The organism is Maribacter sp. HS, assembly GCF_048059195.1.
Lineage (GTDB): Bacteria > Bacteroidota > Bacteroidia > Flavobacteriales > Flavobacteriaceae > Maribacter > Maribacter dokdonensis.
The window spans coordinates 47,461-64,650 of sequence record NZ_JAYLVV010000007.1 but is presented as its reverse complement, the minus strand read 5'-3'; the positions used below and the strand labels follow the sequence as shown (position 1 = coordinate 64,650).

The following is a 17,190-nucleotide window of genomic DNA, read 5'->3' as shown; positions in this document are numbered from 1 at the left end:
ATGTTTATAGAAACGCCTAAGGCACAAGTAGCAAAAAGCAAAGAAGATACTTTTAACTTTTTAAACGAACTATCTAATTTTAGACAGTTAATGCCAGAAAACATTGATAAGTTCGAAGTACTTAATGAAAATAGATTTCTTTTTGCCTTAAAAGGCATGCCCGAAATTGTATTGGAAAAAAAAGAGCAAACTCCTTTTGAACAAATAATTTTAGGTGCGGCCAGTGATAAACTACCATTCACCTTAACGGCAGACATCAAAGAAGTTGATGGTCAGCAAAGTGAAGTTATTTTAAGCTTTAAAGGTGAATTTAATGCCATGATGGCCATGATGATCAAATCACCAATCACGAATTTTATAAATACGCTGTCAACAAATTTGTCAAAAATCTAATACAGTAACTGTATTTCTTTTAAGCCAAATTCTTGAAAATCACCATTTACTAGTTTCACTACCAATTTACCGTCAATAGAAACTTTTTCAATTGTACCTGTAATTTGTATGTCATCGTGAATCTTGAACGTACTCATTTGCCTTTTTTTAAATAAATGGGCATGATACTGTGCATACAATTCACTTTCCATTAATTGCAAAGGTTTGATCATGTTTTGATGTAAATGTTCTATCAGAGAATAAAAAATTTCATCAAGATCAAAATCAGTACCCGTTATCGCATTTAATGAAGAGGCATGTGGTGCGCTTTTAAATGATTTTTGGTTTACATTTAAACCAAAACCTATTATACTCCGCTTTATTTTAGAACCAGTTATGATATTTTCGATCAAAATACCGCCGATTTTGTAATTACCTGACAGAATGTCGTTTGGCCATTTAATACTTAAATCAGGTATATCAAAATCTTTTAAGCTCTCTATTATAGCCAATGAAACACAAACACTTACAAGAAAAACTCGTTGAATAGGAATATCCAAATTCTTTTTCAATATACTGAATGCTAGATTCTTACCAGGCTCAGATTCCCATTTCGCATTTAACTGCCCCCTACCTGAAGTTTGATTTTTGGTAGTTACGACAGTAAAATCATCTAACTCCCTTTTAAATGACAAATCTTTTAAATAGGTATTTGTAGATTGCGTGGCATCAAGTTTGATTATTTGCATTTACAGTTCTTATTGTGAATCTTTAATGTATTGTTAAAAACTAGACCTAAAAGAACAAAAAAATAATAACTTTGTAAAAATTAAAATTTTTGAATGCAGGAAAATAAAACTAGCGCAGATGAGTTAATTGCATTAATTATACAAGGAGTTGACGAAGTAAAAGGACAAAATGTAAATCTATTAGATTTAAGAGAAATTGAAAACACCGTTTGTGATTACTTCATAGTTTGTAACGGTACGTCCAATACGCATGTAAATGCGATCGTAGGTTCTATCCAAAAAACAGTAAGTAAAGCGATTCAAGATAAACCCTGGCACGTAGAAGGCGAGGACAATGCCGAATGGGTATTGATGGACTATGTAAACGTAGTAGTCCACGTATTCCAAAAGCAAGTTCGAGAATTTTATGACATAGAAGGTTTATGGGGTGATGCAAAATTCACGACCATAGAAAGTAGCGTTAATCAATAAAAAATTAAAATGGCAAAAGAAAACAAAACAAATCCGAAAAAACCAAAATTTAGTTCTTGGTGGATTTACGGATTGGTAGCAGTATTACTTATTGGATTTCAACTGTTCAATAGTGATGACCTAGCTAGCACACAAAAAACGACTACTTCAGAATTACAGCAGTATTTGAGAAATGGTGATGTAAAAAAGATATTGATCATCACCAATACCAATCAAGCTAAGGTTTTTTTAACCGATGAGGCTATCGCAAAAGAAGTACATAAAGATGTAAACGAGAAGTCTTTTCTTCCATCATCTGGCAATGTACCTCAGTATACATTAGACTATGGTGATCTTCAAATATTTCAAAATGAAATAACTGAAATCAAAAAAGAGAACAACTTAGATACCATTATTGAATTTGGAAAAGAATCTACAGCCATTTTAGATTTCCTTTTATCCTTATTACCATTTGTATTGATTATTGGTATTTGGATCTATCTAATGCGTAGAATGTCTGGCGGAGGCGGAGGCGGTGCCGGTGGACAGATCTTCAATATCGGAAAATCTAAAGCGAAGTTGTTTGACGAAAAGACAGATACAAGAACTTCTTTTAAAGACGTTGCCGGTTTAGAAGGTGCAAAAGAAGAAGTTGAAGAGATTGTAGAATTCTTAAGAAATCCGGATAAGTATACATCATTAGGTGGTAAAATACCAAAAGGTGCATTACTTGTAGGACCTCCAGGAACAGGTAAAACACTTTTGGCCAAAGCCGTTGCAGGTGAAGCTAAGGTACCTTTCTTCTCTTTATCCGGTTCAGATTTCGTTGAAATGTTCGTAGGTGTAGGTGCATCTAGAGTACGTGACCTGTTTAAGCAAGCTAAAGACAAATCTCCAGCAATTATATTTATTGATGAAATTGATGCTATAGGTAGAGCCAGAGGAAAAAATAACTTCACGGGATCTAATGATGAACGTGAAAATACATTGAACCAGTTATTGACCGAAATGGATGGTTTTGGCACTAACACCAATGTAATAGTACTTGCTGCTACCAACCGTGCAGATGTTTTGGATAAAGCATTAATGCGTGCCGGTAGATTTGATAGACAGATTTATGTTGACCTACCGGATATTCGTGAGCGTAAGGAAATTTTTGAAGTTCATTTAAGACCTATTAAAACTGCCGAGACTTTAGATTTAGATTTCTTGGCAAGACAAACACCTGGTTTCTCAGGTGCTGATATCGCCAATGTATGTAATGAAGCTGCTTTAATAGCTGCTCGTAATGAAAAGAAAGCGGTAACCAAACAAGATTTCCTAGACGCTGTAGATAGAATTGTTGGTGGCCTTGAAAAGAAAAATAAGATTATAACACCTGGTGAAAAAGAAACCATTGCTTACCACGAAGCTGGTCACGCAACCACAAGTTGGATGCTAGAACACGCTGCACCGTTGGTAAAAGTTACTATTGTACCAAGAGGACAATCTTTAGGAGCAGCTTGGTATTTACCTGAAGAGCGCTTGATCGTTAGGCCTGAACAAATGCTTGATGAAATGTGTGCAACTATGGGCGGTAGAGCTGCTGAAAAGGTGATTTTCAACAAAATTTCCACAGGCGCTTTGAGTGACCTGGAGAAAGTAACCAAACAAGCTAGGGCAATGGTTACTATTTACGGACTTAATGATGAAATAGGAAACATTACTTATTATGATTCATCAGGTCAAGATTCTTATGGATTCTCAAAACCATACAGCGAAGACACCGCTCGTAAAATAGATGCCGAAATTTCAAAAATTATTGAAGAACAGTATCAACGTGCCATTAAAGTTTTAACGGACAATAAAGATAAACTAACCACTTTAGCAGAACGATTGTTGGAGAAAGAGGTTATCTTTAAGGAAGATTTGGAAAAAATCTTTGGTAAGCGAAATTTTGAAAAAGATATTTTAGCGTTAGAAAACGAAAAGAAACTTAAAGAAGAAGAGGATAATAATTCTACAGAGCAGAAAGAAATTACTGAAAATAAGTAAAATTGCAGTACTTTAGATAAGCAATTAGTTCAATAGTATAAATGGGGTTTTTAGATATTTTATTTGGTGGCGGCAAGAAGAAAGTTTCGAAAGAAACAGCAGAAACGCGTGGTGACCATATGCCCGATTTAAATATACCTGTTGATGAAAAATTTACTATTCATTTTAAACAGAATGGAGGTAAATTTATCTATTGCGATTCTGACAATGAGGTTTCACGAGCCATACAGAACATAGTTACTGAAAATAATTGGGAGAATGAGCCTTTCTTTGTTCTCAATGAAAGGCTAGCCCAAAAATTTTCTAAAGAACCTATTACCTTTACCGACAATGCTAGACAAAGCGAAGTATTCTTTACTACCTGCGAACATTTAATTGCGCAAAATGGTAGTATTTTAGTTTGCTCTAACCAATTACTGGAAAAAAAGGTTAATGAACTACCAAGTAACGTAGTTGTTTTTGCGACTACAAGTCAATTGGTAGAATCTATTGGAGAAGGTCTTAAGACCATAAAAAAGAAGTATGGCCAAAAAATACCGGCCAACATAACCACTTTAAAACACTTTAAAGCTACCGCAGAAAATTCAGATGATTTTCTAACGTATGGTAGTAGTACTAAAAATCTTTATCTTTTACTACTGGAAGATTTATAGTATGAAAGAAATTTTACGAAGGTCATTAACTGGGGCTGTATATATCATTTTATTGCTGTCAGCAGTATTTTTAAGCTCCGATGCGTTCGATTTTCTATTTATGACCTTTGGACTAGCATGTCTTTACGAGTATAAAAAATTGGTTCGTCTTAAAGGATATCACATATTTGCAGCATACTTAGCGCTTTGGTGGGCATTTATATATTTGGTAAAAGACCAGCAGGTTATTAATATACTTATGCTAATTACTATAGTAGTAGATATATTTCTATTGATCAACCTTTTTACAAAAAAACCTTTAGTACTCAACACTCCATTAAAATTTATAGTAGGATTGTTTTACATTGGTGGAGGATGTATTTTTCTTACTATGATACCTTATAAAAATGATGCATTTGCCAAATTATTGATCATGGGCATTTTTATATTGATATGGGTAAATGATTCATTTGCATATTTAGTTGGCAAAAGTATTGGGCGTACTAAACTTTTTCCATCAGTTTCTCCTAAAAAAACTATTGAAGGTACTTTAGGAGGTTTTATATTTGCACTGGCAGCAGCTTATCTTATGGCAACTTTTGAGGAGCTAATTAGTCCTATTCAATGGATGATACTTGCTACTGTTATAGTTGTTGCGGGTAGTTTAGGAGATTTAATAGAATCTAAATTCAAACGAACAGCTGGCGTTAAGGATAGTGGAGCCATATTACCAGGTCATGGTGGTATGCTTGATCGTTTGGATAGTTTGGTTTTTGCAGCACCGTTTGCATATTTAACTTTAAATATTTTTAGTTATGTTTCATAGAGAGGGACAAAAAATAATATTGTTTTCTTTTTTACTTGTTGGGGTTAGTATACTATTGGCCCATTTCTTTATTGATATAGCATGGCTGAAGCTAACGGTACAAATACTTGGCTTAATTATCTTGATAATCATACTACAGTTTTTTAGAAACCCTAAAAGACTGGCCAAAAAAGATTTTAATGAAATTTTGTCTCCTGTAGATGGCAAGGTTGTAGTTATTGAAGAAGTAGAAGAGAAAGAATATTTTAAGGATAAGAGAAGACAAGTATCTATCTTCATGTCTCCCGTTAACGTACATGTTACCAGATACCCTGCAAGCGGTAGTATTACTTTCTCAAAATATCACCCAGGTAAGTACCTAGTAGCATGGCACCCAAAATCAAGCGAAGAAAACGAAAGAACAACGGTAGTCATTAAAACACCCAAATTCGGAGAAATTCTTTACCGACAAATTGCGGGTGCATTGGCCAGACGAATTGTAAATTATGCTGAAGAAGGTGAAAGTGTGCAGCAAGGTGACGATGCCGGTTTTATCAAGTTTGGCTCAAGAGTAGATTTGTTTTTACCACTAGACTGCCAAATTAATGTAAAACTTAACCAAAAAGTTAAAGGCGCCGGCACGTGTATTGCTACTTTTATTGACCCAAATGAAAAAGACGAACTTACATACTGAATTTGAGAAGACGGTTGATTTGGTAAATAACTATACTGAACCTATACCTGCAGATGTTCTTTTAAAACTTTATGCCTATTACAAAATAGCGAATGCTAATTTTGAAAACCCAGGCAGTAAAACTCCCTTGATAAATGCATTTAAGGCAAACGCCCTTTTTCAAGCCAAGAATATGAGCAAAAAAAAGGCTATGCAAGCTTATATTGAATTGGCTACGAAAGAATTGAAGGCAGGACAATGACCTTTTGTAAAATTTAATTTAAATTTATAGTTGTTGCAGTAGAGTTTAAAATTTATTTAAACATATGACCCGTGCCAAATGAAACAACTAGAAAAATTAAAACTCAACATTCTCAGAATCTCCATAGGACTTGTTTATCTATTTTTTGGCTTTATAAAATTTATACCCAATCTAAGTCCGGCCGAAGATTTAGCCACCAATACAATCGGAATTTTGACTTTTGGAATTTTGCCTTCCTCCTTAAGCTTAATTGTATTAGCAGTTGTTGAAACCTTAATAGGCGTCTTTCTCATTGCAAACTGGAAACCCAGGATTTTTATCAGTATAGCTATAGTTCACATACTTTTTACGTTTACTCCTTTATTTTTATTACCAGAAGAAATTTTTGGCAAAGGTGAATTGGTTTTTACCTTGGCAGGGCAATATATAGTTAAGAATATAATCATTTTGAGTGCCCTTTTATCCTTAAAAATAGATTTAAACAACAATCTTGAAAAAACTGCCAGTACGGAACCATCGTCAGAACAATTGATTGCCATTAAAAATCAATGATATAAATCTTCTAAATCCGCATCACAAAGAGAACAGATAAGATCTTCTAATTTTTCACATACATCATTAAAAAAACGTTGCCCTTTTTCAGCAGTTGCATACTCTGGATTACCTATCCCTGTGTCACTACTAACTTTAGACCATTGGCGTTCTGCCCAAGCCCAACCCTCATTATAAGCTTTGATCTTAAATTTTTTAGCACTACCACTACCCCATGATTCTTTCGCCAATACCAGTTCTGGTCTTAAATAAAGCATTAGGCTAGTCTCCATCTCATCTGCATGATCACCTTTTTCCTTGAAATATTTAGATTTATCTAACATTGGTGGAAAAAAGCAGAAGCTGATGAACATCTTTGGAAACATTAAACCCAGCTCCCTAACAATTGGTTTAAAGTTATTACCACCATGCCCATTAAATAATAATAGTTTTCTAATTCCCTGTCTATCTAACACGGTTACCAAGTCTTTCAATATTGCCAGTTGGGTAGACGGATTTAAATTCATATCTAAATAAATATCCTTTTGCCCTGTATTGACACCGTAAGGTATGGTGGGCAAAATAATTACTTTTTTACCCTTTTCCCATGCGATCTTACCCGCTGCTTCAACCATATTTTCAGCTTGGTAGTTATCTGTGCCATATGGCAGATGATAATTATGTGCTTCTGTTGCACCCCACGGTAATACCGCCAGTTCTATATTTTCATCCTTTAAATGATTCCAGTTTGTTTCTGCTAGTATATATGGTCGTATCATAGCATTAAAGATACTATATACGCATAAAAAAACCCTTGAATAAATTCAAGGGTCCGTATATTATTTACTTAATGTTATGTACTTACAGGACTTTTTTACCAGATATAATGTTGTATAAGATTACAATAACTGCAATCACCAATAAAATATGTACTAAACTACCGGTTGCAAGTCCAGGAACAATTCCTAGCATTCCTAATAACCATATAATTATACAAATAACTGCTACTAACCATAATAGACTTCTCATAATGTGTGTTTTTAGATTGTTTATATGGTAAATTTAAAGGGATTACTCCTGCACCCTTAACTCAAACCAATTGATTACTAGCTCTAAATCAGAGCCATACCATCAACGCACTTCTCTATAAACATTTAAAACCAACCACTTACATTAAATTTTCCTTAAAAAAATCAATGGTTCGCGACCATGCCAGTTCTGCTGCCGGTTCGTCATATCTTGGAGTTGACGTATTATGAAAACCATGATTAACATTCGGATAGAAATAGGCTGTATTATCTTTACCCAGCTCATTAAGCTTTTTTTCATATTCAGGCCATCCGGCATTTACGCGTTCGTCCAAACCTGCGTATTGCAGTAATAAAGGAGCGTTTATATCTTCTATTCCTTCCGTAGGTTGACCACCATAAAATGGAACAGCAGCTGCCAATTCCGGCACTTTCACTGCCATCATATTAGAGATCCATCCACCGAAACAAAAACCTACAACCCCTATCTTACCTGTACACCCTTCATGATTCTTTAAATAATTAAATGCTGCAATAAAATCCTCAAGCATTTCATTTCTGTCTCTTTTCCGTTGCATTTCCCTACCTTCATCATCATTTCCCGGATAACCACCTAACGGACTCAAAGCATCTGGGGCAATCGTGATAAAACCTGCTAGAGCAGCTCTTCTTGCCGTATCCTCAATATACGGATTCAAACCTCTATTTTCATGTACCACCACTATACCCGGTAACTTTACGTCAGCTGATTTTGGTTTTGATAGTAATGCCTTAATCTCTCCACCGCCTTTTGGCGAATCATAGGTAATAAAACCAGAATCAAGATCAGGATTGTTTTTATCGACCAATAACGTAGTTTCGTAATCTGGCATTAAAAAACTCATTAACGAAGGTACAGTAATACCACCTACTGCATACATTGATAGTTTTTGCACAAAGTCTCGCCGTTCTAATTTATTATGCGCATAGGCATCGTAAAGGTCGAACACTTCTTGTTTAATATCCTCTTTTCTTAATGATTTCATTTTCAAAGCTTTTTGGTTCTATTTAAAATTACAAAAAGCACTTGAGTGCGTCCATGATTTTAACAATAGAAAAAGCCTCACTCCCAAAAAATAGGAATGAGGCTTTGTTATTTATTAAAGAATATTAGCCTAAACTTGCTAAACTCTTTTCTAAAGTTTCAATTTTAGCCTCGGCATCAGCTAATTTTTGACGCTCAATTGCTATTACCTTTTCGGGGGCATTATTGACAAAACGCTCATTAGATAATTTCTTCTGAACAGACTGTAAGAATCCTTTGGTATATTTCAACTCTTCATTAATCTTCACAATTTCAGCCTCAATATCTATAGCACCTTCCATAGGTACAAAGTATTCGTTACTCTTTACCCTAAATGTCAATGCACCTTCTAACTGCTCTTCTGTATAAGCAATATCAGAAACATTGGTAAGTTTTGATATAACAACATCAAAACGATCAGTCACCTTTTCAGTATTCAAAACAGATAATTCCAATGCTTCTTTCATAGGAATATTCTTGTTCTTTCTTATAGTTCTAATCCCGGCAATAACCTCAGCGGCAAAATCGAACTCTTCCAATAATTGTTCATCTATTTTACCTATTGTTGGCCACTTTGCAATCACCAATGCTTCGCTCTCGCTCCTTTTTGAAATATGCTGCCACACCTCCTCGGTCAAAAATGGCATGAACGGATGTAACAATTTCAAGTTCTGCTCAAATAGCTGAATTACCTTATCAAAAGTAATTTTATCAATAGGTTGTTGGTATGCAGGTTTAATAATCTCCAATAAAGAAGAACTATAATCATCCCAAACCAATTTATAAATTGACATTAAAGCATCGGAAATACGGAACTTGCTAAAGTGATCCTCTATCTCTACCAAGGTCTTGTTCAATTTAGACTCGTACCACTCTAAACCAAGTTTTGATGCTTCGGGCTGTGGTATATCTGCAACCTCCCAACCTTTAACCAATCGGAAACCGTTCCAAATTTTATTGGCAAAGTTTTTTCCTTGCTGACACAGATCTTCATCGAACATTAAATCGTTACCTGCCGCCGAACTTAACAATAAACCAACACGTACGCCATCCGCTCCATAATCTTCAATTAATTTTAATGCATCTGGCGAGTTCCCCAAAGATTTAGACATCTTGCGACGTTGCTTATCCCTTACCAAACCTGTGAAATAAACATTCTCAAAAGGTTTCTTACCTCTAAACTCATACCCGGCAACTATCATTCTAGCTACCCAAAAGAATAGAATATCCGGACCCGTAACCAAATCGTTGGTAGGATAGTAATAATTCACCTCTTCATTATCCGGATCCATAATGCCTCCAAATACACTCATTGGCCACAACCAAGATGAAAACCAAGTATCTAGCACATCGGCATCTTGCCTTAAATCACTTTCCTGCAAATCTGAATTACCAGATTTCTCCTTTGCCAGTTCTAAGGCCTCATTTAAATTAGCGGCAACCACAAAATCTTCTTGACCGTCACCAAAATAGAACGCCGGTATCTGTTGTCCCCACCACAATTGTCTAGAGATGTTCCAATCACGAACGTTCTCCATCCAATGGCGATATGTATTTTCAAATTTCTTTGGATGCAGTTTTACATCTCCACTTTCCAACACTGCTTCTAAAGCGGGTTTTGCCAAATCTTCCATTTTTAAAAACCACTGATCAGACAGTTTAGGTTCAATGACAGCTTTGGTTCTTTCTGAAGTACCTACTTTATTGATATGGGTTTCGGTTTTTACCAAAATACCCTTTTCCTCCAATTCTTTTGAGATTTCTTTTCTAACTACAAAACGATCTTTACCCTCGTAATGCATACCAAAGCTATTTAAAGTGGCATCATCATTAAAGATATCTATAGTCTCCAAGTTATGCTTTTCGCCTAGCGCTTTGTCATTTATGTCATGCGCAGGTGTCACCTTTAAACAACCGGTACCGAACTCTACATCAACGTACTCGTCTTCTATAATAGGTATTACCCTATTACAAATAGGAACAATAACGTTTTTACCTTTTAAATAGGTAAAGCGCTCATCGTTAGGGTTAATACATATAGCAGTATCACCCAAAATAGTCTCTGGTCTTGTGGTAGCAATGGTCACTTTTTCATCTGAATTTTCTATGGCATATGACAAATAGTACAACAAACCTTGTTTTTCTTCATACACCACTTCTTCATCAGACAATGTTGTTTGCGCCTCTGGATCCCAATTTACCATACGATAACCGCGATAAATCAACCCTTTATTATAAAGGTCTATGAACACTTTTATAACACTATCATATCTTTCTTGGTCCATAGTAAACGCTGTACGGTCCCAATCACAAGAACAGCCCAATTTCTTTAACTGCTCTAGTATGATACCCCCATACTGGTGTGTCCAGTCCCAAGCATGTTTCAAAAACTCTTCCCTTGTAAGGTCATTTTTATTGATACCTTGCTCTTTTAGTTTAGCCACCACTTTTGCCTCTGTAGCAATAGATGCGTGATCCGTACCAGGTACCCAGCATGCATTTTTACCTAATAAACGAGCTCTTCTGATCAATACATCTTGTATAGTATTGTTCAGCATATGCCCCATATGAAGAATACCGGTTACGTTTGGTGGTGGTATTACAATACTATAAGGTTCCCTATCATCGGGAACCGAATGAAAATATCCGTTTTTCATCCAATACTCATACCATTGAGATTCTGTGGACTGCGGATTATATTTTGAAGGAATTTCCATATTTGGAACAGTTTTTGAATAAATAAATATGTGGTTATTAAAAATAAAGCCGAACTGACATTCTAACGGTCATTTCAGCTAAATTTTACCTAAAATTAAATACGAAACAAAAATAAGTAACGTTAGAGTATAACAAAAGGATTTTGAGGTTGATCTGAAAAGATTTAATTTTGAAATCCACCCAAAATTAAAAATGATGAAAAAAATAGTACTTGTATTATTTGTAGGCTTACTAGGATTTAGCTTGACCGCTCAAGACACTGCGGCCAAAATAGAGTTTAAGTCAGAAACGGTTGATTATGGTGAAATAGCAAAAGGTTCTGACGGAGTTAGAGTTTTTGAATTTACCAACACCGGTACTGCTCCGCTTATTGTAAGTAAAGTAAGTTCTAGCTGTGGATGTACAATTCCAAAAAAACCGGAAGACCCAATTTTACCAGGTAAAACAGGTGAAATTCAAGTTAAGTATGATACTAACAGAGTTGGACCTATTCGTAAAGCGATTACGGTAATATCTAATGCAGATACGCCAACAAAAGTTTTAAAGATCAAAGGAGAAGTAAAAGCTTCTACCGGTACCAAATAAAAATTACTGTTGTAAAATTAAAAGCCCAACTTTTCAGTTGGGCTTTTTTTTGTCTTATTGATCATCAAAAAGGGGTTTTAACTCAAAGCTGAACAACAAATCATTGTCATAACGCTCTACCAAAACCTTTATCCTTTTATCTTTTTTTACATTAAGCATGTGCATGATCTCTTGTAATTTGTATCTATGAATACGCTTACCATTTACAGCCAAAATTACATCACCCTCACGCAAGCCTGCTGAATGTGCCGGACTCCCTTGACGAATTCCCGATACAATTATCTCTGGCACCAAACTCAACCTAGTAGCTCCTTGAAGCAAAATTTGAACATCTCCATAAGATTTTGCATTACTATGGACAACACCGTTAGCATCGGTAATTCTTTCTGAAACATACCGCATACCGGCATGTTGAAGATCAATACCACTTATATTATACTGAAATAGTTTACCAAAGTTTGAATTCTTGGTTAGTATGAGCTTTTCATTAGCATAATCAAACACCACATGAAAGCGCTTTATAATCTCCCCGCCAAGACTGCCATTTCTACCACCAAAATCAGCAATAGTATTAAATGTTTCCATATCAGGAAATGCTGCCTTGGCATCGCTCAAAATAAAATCAGAAATCTTTAAATGATTTATTTTGGTTCTCTTTCCAAAAATATCTCCTGCCAAACCTTTGCCAAGAAAATCCTGATAGTGTTTTTTTGGAAGTTGAATTCTCTCATCTTCAAACAACCAAACCGCATCACTACTACCCGTATCCAACAATAACTTAACAGGAATTTCATCGGTTTTATTGATCATCACATGAGCATCTAAATATGCTTTTCTTCTAATTACCGACATGTCCACTACCCTAGTATGCTTAGACGTTTTATATGTATAAAGCGCTGGATCATAAAACTTAATGGTCTTTTTGACATAATTGACATCCACAACAAAATCCCTAAATAAATCATACCCAATAATACCATGCACAGGAATACCCAGACTTGGAGAAAAATTAATTCCAGCATCCATCACTACATAAATATTTTGATAAAGGTTCTTTACACCACCCAGTTCCACCCTATTATTGGTAGACTTTAATGCGTTAATGGGATCACCTTCCCCCAAACCGTTAATGGTTATCTCCGTAACATTATTTAACTGAATGGAATCCTGATCCGCCAAATTGAACAGTATGGGCGTGCCCACACCAGAATCTAACACAAAAGACAATTCAGTTCCGTTTACCTCTACAGGAATAATAATAAGATTATTAATGAGCTGAAATTTTACCTTTTGAAACTTCTTGGCCTTTGGCAGTTGGTATGTTTGTGCATTTACAGATAAACCCGCAAAACCAGCAAAGAGAATTAAAAAAAGAATATATCTACGTAACATAATCTATATGAATTAGTTAAGTCTTTTTAAGATACGTAAATTTTTAATACGATCGCTATATTTAACAGCACATAGAAGTTTAAATAAAATACAATTTAATTGTAAGTACCATTATCATTTATCACTTTTGCGTAAAATATAATTATATGCCATCTGTCTCAAACAAAGGGCTTACCATGCCCCAATCACCCATTAGAAAACTAGTTCCTTTCGCAGAAGGGGCTAAAAAGAAAGGGATTAAAGTCATTCATTTAAATATTGGACAACCGGACATAAAGACTCCTCAACAAGCATTAGATGCCGTAAAGAACAACAACATTAATGTCTTGGAATATAGCCGTACCGAAGGTTCTGACGAATTTAGAAGCAAAATTGCCCAGTATTACATTAAAAATGATATTCCTGTAAATGCCAATGAAATTATAGTGACCACTGGTGGGTCTGAAGCTTTGTCCTTTGCCATGAATACCATTGCAGATACTGACGATGAAATTATAATTCCAGAACCTTTTTATGCAAATTACAATGGCTTTGCAACTGCCTGTGGCGTAACTGTGGTTCCCGTCGTTTCTAAGCTTGAAGATAATTTCGCCCTTCCTCCAATCGAGGAATTCGAGAAATTGATTACCTCAAGAACCAAGGCTATTTTAATTTGCAACCCAGGTAACCCTACGGGATATCTATATAGCAAAGAAGAAATACAAAAATTAGCTACACTGGTTAAAAAGCATAATATATTCTTGGTTGCCGATGAAGTATACCGAGAGTTTACATATGACAACAAGACACACACTTCAATTTTAAAGGAAAAAGACTTAGAAGAACACGCCATTGTCATTGATTCCGTTTCAAAAAGATATAGTATGTGCGGAGCTAGAATTGGTTATTTAGTTTCTAAAAACAAAGACTTTATTGCAACGGCTCTCAAATTTGCACAAGCGCGATTATCACCACCAACCTACGCACAAATTGCTAGCGAGGCAGCTTTGGACACTCCTGATAGTTATTTTGCCGAAGTTAAAGAAGAATACGTTGCCCGAAGAAATCTTCTTATTACTGAACTTGAAAAAATAGAAGGCATTAAGATTGCCAAACCTCAAGGTGCGTTTTATTGTATTGCCGAATTGCCTATTGAAGATGCCGACCATTTTGCGCAATGGCTATTAGAAGACTTTAGCTTAAATAACGAAACTGTCATGGTAGCACCTGCAGCTGGATTTTACGCTACAGAAGGTCTGGGTAAAAAACAAATTAGAATTGCTTACGTTCTGGATAAAGAAAGTCTAAAACGCGCAGTACACATTTTAAGCGAAGCACTTAAAAATTACAAGGGTTAATGATCATTTATGACCACTTTTCTTTAAAGAACTACAATACTTTTGGTATTGATGCCACGGCTAGATACTTTGTGGAAGTAACCACTATTGAAGAATTACAGGATATTTTAGAGAATAACGCGTATCCAAGAAAAATTCTTATTGGTGGTGGTAGTAACATGTTGCTTACAGACTATATTGATGCTCTTTTTATACACGTTAATTTAAAGGGCAAGCAGATAGTTTCACAAGATGACAATAATGTGATCGTCAAAGTAATGGCCGGAGAAAATTGGCACAATATGGTAATGTGGGCAATTGACCATGATTTTGGCGGATTGGAAAATATGTCTTTAATACCTGGTAATACCGGTACGGCTCCTATCCAGAACATTGGTGCCTATGGGGTAGAATTAAAAGATTGTTTTGTAAGTTGTGAAGCTGTCAGAATAGAAGATCAACAATTGGTAACTCTTTCTAAGGAGGAATGTCAATTTGGCTATAGAGATTCGTTCTTTAAAAATGAAGGAAAAGACAAGTACGTAATTACATCGGTAACTTTCTCCTTTACAAAAAAGAACCATAATATTAATTCTGATTACGGTGCTATAGAAAATCAATTGCTTAAGGAGTCTATTTCAAATCCTACAATAAAAGATATTTCCAATGCCGTAATAGCAATTCGCCAAAGTAAGTTGCCAGACCCAAAAGAATTAGGAAATAGTGGTAGTTTTTTTAAAAATCCGATTGTCACAAAAGAAATTTTCACCCGGTTCAGCACAACATATCCAGAGGCACCTTTTTACAAAGTATCAGAGGACTATTATAAAATTCCTGCAGGTTGGTTAATAGAACAATGTGGCTTTAAAGGAAAACGTTTTGGCGATGCCGGCGTACATAAAAATCAAGCGTTGGTACTGGTCAATTATGATAGTGCTACCGGTAAAGACATTCTAGATCTTGCAGCAAAAATTATTAAAGAGGTCAAAAGAAAATTCGAAATTGAAATTAGTCCAGAGGTCAATCTAATAAAATAACCCCTGTAAAATTTACAGGGGTTATTACCAAACCAAACCAACCAAAAACAAAGTGGGCAGTTACCAGCTGACCACTTATTCAATATATATTTTTAGAAAACGCCACTTTAACAATCAATTTTATAATTTAGCGTTTAAGCATATACGGTTCAATCTTAGCATTTGGATGTCCATTATAAAAAAATATGTACATCTTTTTAAATTATGAGCACTCTATTAGAAAATCATATTGTTGAATTATTACAAGAGCGAAACGAAAAAGCGATTTCCCTTTTGTACGATAACTATGCTGATACCCTATTGGGTGTTGCCAATAAAGTAGTACGGGATCCAGAACTTGCACAAGACGTGGTTCAAGAATCGTTTGTGAAAATTTGGAAGAAAGCAGATTCTTACGACCCTAAAAAAGCAAAACTTTTTACTTGGCTTTTTAGAATTACACGTAACACTGCAATCGATAAATTAAGAAGTGTAAACACAAAAAGTGATAAAGAAATCCAAATAGATGTTTCAGACGTATATACTTTAGGTGTTGAAAGCACAAGACCAGAATTAATGGATGTAAAAGAACATCTAGACAAAATTGAAGAAAAATATCAAATTGTACTAGAAGCTCTTTTCTTTCAAGGCATGACCCAACAAGAAGCAAGTGATGAGTTGGATATACCATTGGGAACCATTAAATCTAGATTAAAGATAGGATTGCGCGAATTAGGCAAAATCTATGGTCCTGCCTTAATAGCCATGATATTAAATATTGTATTATGAAAGACAAAATAAAAATTTTCCTCGATTCAGATTTGTTGGAAAAATATCTTTTAGGAACCACTACAGAGTTAGAAAGCTTACAAGTGGAGCGCTACATTGCCATGTACCCTGAAGTTAGGGAAACCTATGCAGAGCTACAGGAAAACCTTGAAATTTTTGCTAAGTTACACGCCATTGAAGCCCCACAAGGACTTAAGGATAAAATCAACGCAAGAATTAAAGCTGAACGTAAAGGCAGAAAAAGATTTTACAGCTATGCTATTGCAGCTAGTATTACCGCTATACTATTTATTGGCATTTCAACTTTCTTCTGGAATCAGAACCAGAGTTTACAAGAAGAGAACAGTGTTGTTAGCAATAAAATAAAATTGCTAGAGGAGAATATGAAAGAACAATTGGAAGACGTGCGCAACCAATTTATTGTTCTTAACAATCCACAGACAAAAAAGTATAACGTAAAAGGCAACCAAAAAGCAAAGGAGCTTAAAGCCGTGGCATACATTAATCCTGTTAAAAAACTATCCTATATTAATGTTAGCAAATTGCCTAATATTCCAGAAAGCCAGTGTTTTCAAATGTGGGCAGAGGTTAATGGCAAAATGATCAATCTGGGTATTATAGAGGAAGCAGGAGACCAACAAAAGTTGCTTGCACTGCCATACGCGGAAAATGCCGTTGGTTACATTACCATAGAACAAAAAGGTAACAACCAAGCACCGACCGTAGAAAATATAGTTGCCAACATAGCTTACTAGATCAACTCACATAAAGTATT

19 protein-coding genes are annotated in these 17,190 nt (G+C 35.2%); 13 read left to right on the top strand and 6 right to left on the bottom strand.

Features of this window, described 5'->3' with window-relative positions:
- Positions 1 to 393, top strand: coding sequence for a hypothetical protein (locus VBZ51_RS16120; protein WP_058105965.1), 393 nt, complete (start codon positions 1 to 3; stop codon positions 391 to 393).
- Here the strand turns inward: VBZ51_RS16120 and VBZ51_RS16115 are convergent.
- Entirely contained in the window at positions 390 to 1,121 is a 732-nt protein-coding gene (locus tag VBZ51_RS16115) for a biotin--[acetyl-CoA-carboxylase] ligase (protein ID WP_416577586.1), read from the bottom strand. The two genes, VBZ51_RS16120 and VBZ51_RS16115, sit on opposite strands and share 4 nt — an antisense overlap.
- Positions 1,122 to 1,214: 93 nt before the next feature.
- Here VBZ51_RS16115 and rsfS point away from each other — a divergent pair, with 93 nt between their 5' ends.
- The 7 genes from rsfS (at position 1,215) to VBZ51_RS16080 (ending at position 6,529) form a co-directional block, all read left to right on the top strand.
- Positions 1,215 to 1,592, top strand: a complete 378-nt coding sequence (rsfS, locus tag VBZ51_RS16110; protein ID WP_058105963.1) for a ribosome silencing factor — start codon at positions 1,215 to 1,217, stop codon at positions 1,590 to 1,592.
- A gap of 9 nt (positions 1,593 to 1,601) precedes the next feature.
- Positions 1,602 to 3,605: an ATP-dependent zinc metalloprotease FtsH gene (gene ftsH / locus VBZ51_RS16105; RefSeq protein ID WP_348359825.1), complete on the top strand. Its 2,004-nt coding sequence runs from the start codon at positions 1,602 to 1,604 to the stop codon at positions 3,603 to 3,605.
- Between the two features lie 41 nt (positions 3,606 to 3,646).
- Complete coding sequence (locus VBZ51_RS16100) at positions 3,647 to 4,258, top strand: LUD domain-containing protein (protein ID WP_058105961.1); 612 nt, start codon at positions 3,647 to 3,649, stop codon at positions 4,256 to 4,258.
- Position 4,259: 1 nt separating this feature from the next.
- On the top strand, positions 4,260 to 5,063 hold the full coding sequence (locus VBZ51_RS16095; protein ID WP_058105960.1) for a phosphatidate cytidylyltransferase: 804 nt from the start codon (positions 4,260 to 4,262) through the stop codon (positions 5,061 to 5,063).
- Positions 5,053 to 5,736: a phosphatidylserine decarboxylase family protein gene (locus tag VBZ51_RS16090; protein WP_058105959.1), complete on the top strand. Its 684-nt coding sequence runs from the start codon at positions 5,053 to 5,055 to the stop codon at positions 5,734 to 5,736. The genes VBZ51_RS16095 and VBZ51_RS16090 overlap by 11 nt, the downstream gene beginning before the upstream one ends.
- Positions 5,711 to 5,977: an acyl-CoA-binding protein gene (locus tag VBZ51_RS16085; RefSeq protein ID WP_058105958.1), complete on the top strand. Its 267-nt coding sequence runs from the start codon at positions 5,711 to 5,713 to the stop codon at positions 5,975 to 5,977. Before VBZ51_RS16090 ends, VBZ51_RS16085 begins: the two co-directional genes overlap by 26 nt.
- 78 nt (positions 5,978 to 6,055) lie before the next feature.
- Positions 6,056 to 6,529: a doxx family protein gene (locus VBZ51_RS16080; protein WP_210706610.1), complete on the top strand. Its 474-nt coding sequence runs from the start codon at positions 6,056 to 6,058 to the stop codon at positions 6,527 to 6,529.
- Here VBZ51_RS16080 and VBZ51_RS16075 read toward each other — a convergent pair.
- The 4 genes from VBZ51_RS16075 to VBZ51_RS16060 form a co-directional block, all read right to left on the bottom strand.
- Positions 6,523 to 7,287 carry a creatininase family protein gene (locus tag VBZ51_RS16075; RefSeq protein WP_215996171.1) on the bottom strand — a complete coding sequence of 255 codons (765 nt, stop codon included), beginning with the start codon at positions 7,285 to 7,287 and terminating at the stop codon, positions 6,523 to 6,525. The genes VBZ51_RS16080 and VBZ51_RS16075 overlap by 7 nt on opposite strands.
- 82 nt (positions 7,288 to 7,369) lie before the next feature.
- Positions 7,370 to 7,537 (bottom strand): lmo0937 family membrane protein, encoded by a 168-nt coding sequence (locus VBZ51_RS16070; protein WP_027067903.1) that lies wholly within the window; start codon positions 7,535 to 7,537, stop codon positions 7,370 to 7,372.
- Between the two features lie 139 nt (positions 7,538 to 7,676).
- Entirely contained in the window at positions 7,677 to 8,561 is an 885-nt protein-coding gene (locus VBZ51_RS16065) for a dienelactone hydrolase family protein (RefSeq protein ID WP_099192397.1), read from the bottom strand.
- Between the two features lie 124 nt (positions 8,562 to 8,685).
- The gene (locus tag VBZ51_RS16060) at positions 8,686 to 11,316 is read right to left on the bottom strand and encodes a valine--tRNA ligase (RefSeq protein WP_416577585.1); all 2,631 of its coding nucleotides are present in this window, start codon (positions 11,314 to 11,316) and stop codon (positions 8,686 to 8,688) included.
- A gap of 193 nt (positions 11,317 to 11,509) precedes the next feature.
- Between VBZ51_RS16060 and VBZ51_RS16055 the strand changes: the two genes are divergently transcribed.
- On the top strand, positions 11,510 to 11,902 hold the full coding sequence (locus tag VBZ51_RS16055) for a DUF1573 domain-containing protein (RefSeq protein WP_082643031.1): 393 nt from the start codon (positions 11,510 to 11,512) through the stop codon (positions 11,900 to 11,902).
- Positions 11,903 to 11,956: 54 nt separating this feature from the next.
- Here the strand turns inward: VBZ51_RS16055 and VBZ51_RS16050 are convergent, their stop codons facing one another.
- Positions 11,957 to 13,294: an aspartyl protease family protein gene (locus VBZ51_RS16050; protein WP_416577584.1), complete on the bottom strand. Its 1,338-nt coding sequence runs from the start codon at positions 13,292 to 13,294 to the stop codon at positions 11,957 to 11,959.
- A gap of 146 nt (positions 13,295 to 13,440) precedes the next feature.
- Here VBZ51_RS16050 and VBZ51_RS16045 point away from each other — a divergent pair, with 146 nt between their 5' ends.
- From VBZ51_RS16045 to VBZ51_RS16030, 4 genes are all read left to right on the top strand, one after another.
- The gene (locus tag VBZ51_RS16045; protein WP_416577583.1) at positions 13,441 to 14,631 is read left to right on the top strand and encodes a pyridoxal phosphate-dependent aminotransferase; all 1,191 of its coding nucleotides are present in this window, start codon (positions 13,441 to 13,443) and stop codon (positions 14,629 to 14,631) included.
- Entirely contained in the window at positions 14,631 to 15,647 is a 1,017-nt protein-coding gene (gene murB / locus VBZ51_RS16040) for a UDP-N-acetylmuramate dehydrogenase (RefSeq protein ID WP_416577582.1), read from the top strand. Before VBZ51_RS16045 ends, murB begins: the two co-directional genes overlap by 1 nt.
- 204 nt (positions 15,648 to 15,851) lie before the next feature.
- On the top strand, positions 15,852 to 16,415 hold the full coding sequence (locus VBZ51_RS16035) for an RNA polymerase sigma factor (protein ID WP_416577581.1): 564 nt from the start codon (positions 15,852 to 15,854) through the stop codon (positions 16,413 to 16,415).
- On the top strand, positions 16,412 to 17,170 hold the full coding sequence (locus tag VBZ51_RS16030) for an anti-sigma factor (protein ID WP_058105950.1): 759 nt from the start codon (positions 16,412 to 16,414) through the stop codon (positions 17,168 to 17,170). Before VBZ51_RS16035 ends, VBZ51_RS16030 begins: the two co-directional genes overlap by 4 nt.
- Positions 17,171 to 17,190 lie beyond the last annotated feature (20 nt).

Coding starts and splice junctions, on each gene's coding strand:
- VBZ51_RS16030 (WP_058105950.1), top strand. CDS start 16,412: ATGAAAGACAAAATAAAAATTTTCCTCGATTCAGATTTGTTGGAAAAA.
- VBZ51_RS16060 (WP_416577585.1), bottom strand. CDS start 11,316: ATGGAAATTCCTTCAAAATATAATCCGCAGTCCACAGAATCTCAATGG.
- VBZ51_RS16080 (WP_210706610.1), top strand. CDS start 6,056: ATGAAACAACTAGAAAAATTAAAACTCAACATTCTCAGAATCTCCATA.
- VBZ51_RS16115 (WP_416577586.1), bottom strand. CDS start 1,121: ATGCAAATAATCAAACTTGATGCCACGCAATCTACAAATACCTATTTA.
- rsfS (WP_058105963.1), top strand. CDS start 1,215: ATGCAGGAAAATAAAACTAGCGCAGATGAGTTAATTGCATTAATTATA.
- VBZ51_RS16045 (WP_416577583.1), top strand. CDS start 13,441: ATGCCATCTGTCTCAAACAAAGGGCTTACCATGCCCCAATCACCCATT.
- VBZ51_RS16100 (WP_058105961.1), top strand. CDS start 3,647: ATGGGGTTTTTAGATATTTTATTTGGTGGCGGCAAGAAGAAAGTTTCG.
- murB (WP_416577582.1), top strand. CDS start 14,631: ATGATCATTTATGACCACTTTTCTTTAAAGAACTACAATACTTTTGGT.
- VBZ51_RS16085 (WP_058105958.1), top strand. CDS start 5,711: ATGAAAAAGACGAACTTACATACTGAATTTGAGAAGACGGTTGATTTG.
- VBZ51_RS16050 (WP_416577584.1), bottom strand. CDS start 13,294: ATGTTACGTAGATATATTCTTTTTTTAATTCTCTTTGCTGGTTTTGCG.
- VBZ51_RS16075 (WP_215996171.1), bottom strand. CDS start 7,287: ATGATACGACCATATATACTAGCAGAAACAAACTGGAATCATTTAAAG.
- VBZ51_RS16035 (WP_416577581.1), top strand. CDS start 15,852: ATGAGCACTCTATTAGAAAATCATATTGTTGAATTATTACAAGAGCGA.
- VBZ51_RS16065 (WP_099192397.1), bottom strand. CDS start 8,561: ATGAAATCATTAAGAAAAGAGGATATTAAACAAGAAGTGTTCGACCTT.
- ftsH (WP_348359825.1), top strand. CDS start 1,602: ATGGCAAAAGAAAACAAAACAAATCCGAAAAAACCAAAATTTAGTTCT.
- VBZ51_RS16095 (WP_058105960.1), top strand. CDS start 4,260: ATGAAAGAAATTTTACGAAGGTCATTAACTGGGGCTGTATATATCATT.
- VBZ51_RS16070 (WP_027067903.1), bottom strand. CDS start 7,537: ATGAGAAGTCTATTATGGTTAGTAGCAGTTATTTGTATAATTATATGG.
- VBZ51_RS16055 (WP_082643031.1), top strand. CDS start 11,510: ATGATGAAAAAAATAGTACTTGTATTATTTGTAGGCTTACTAGGATTT.
- VBZ51_RS16120 (WP_058105965.1), top strand. CDS start 1: ATGTTTATAGAAACGCCTAAGGCACAAGTAGCAAAAAGCAAAGAAGAT.
- VBZ51_RS16090 (WP_058105959.1), top strand. CDS start 5,053: ATGTTTCATAGAGAGGGACAAAAAATAATATTGTTTTCTTTTTTACTT.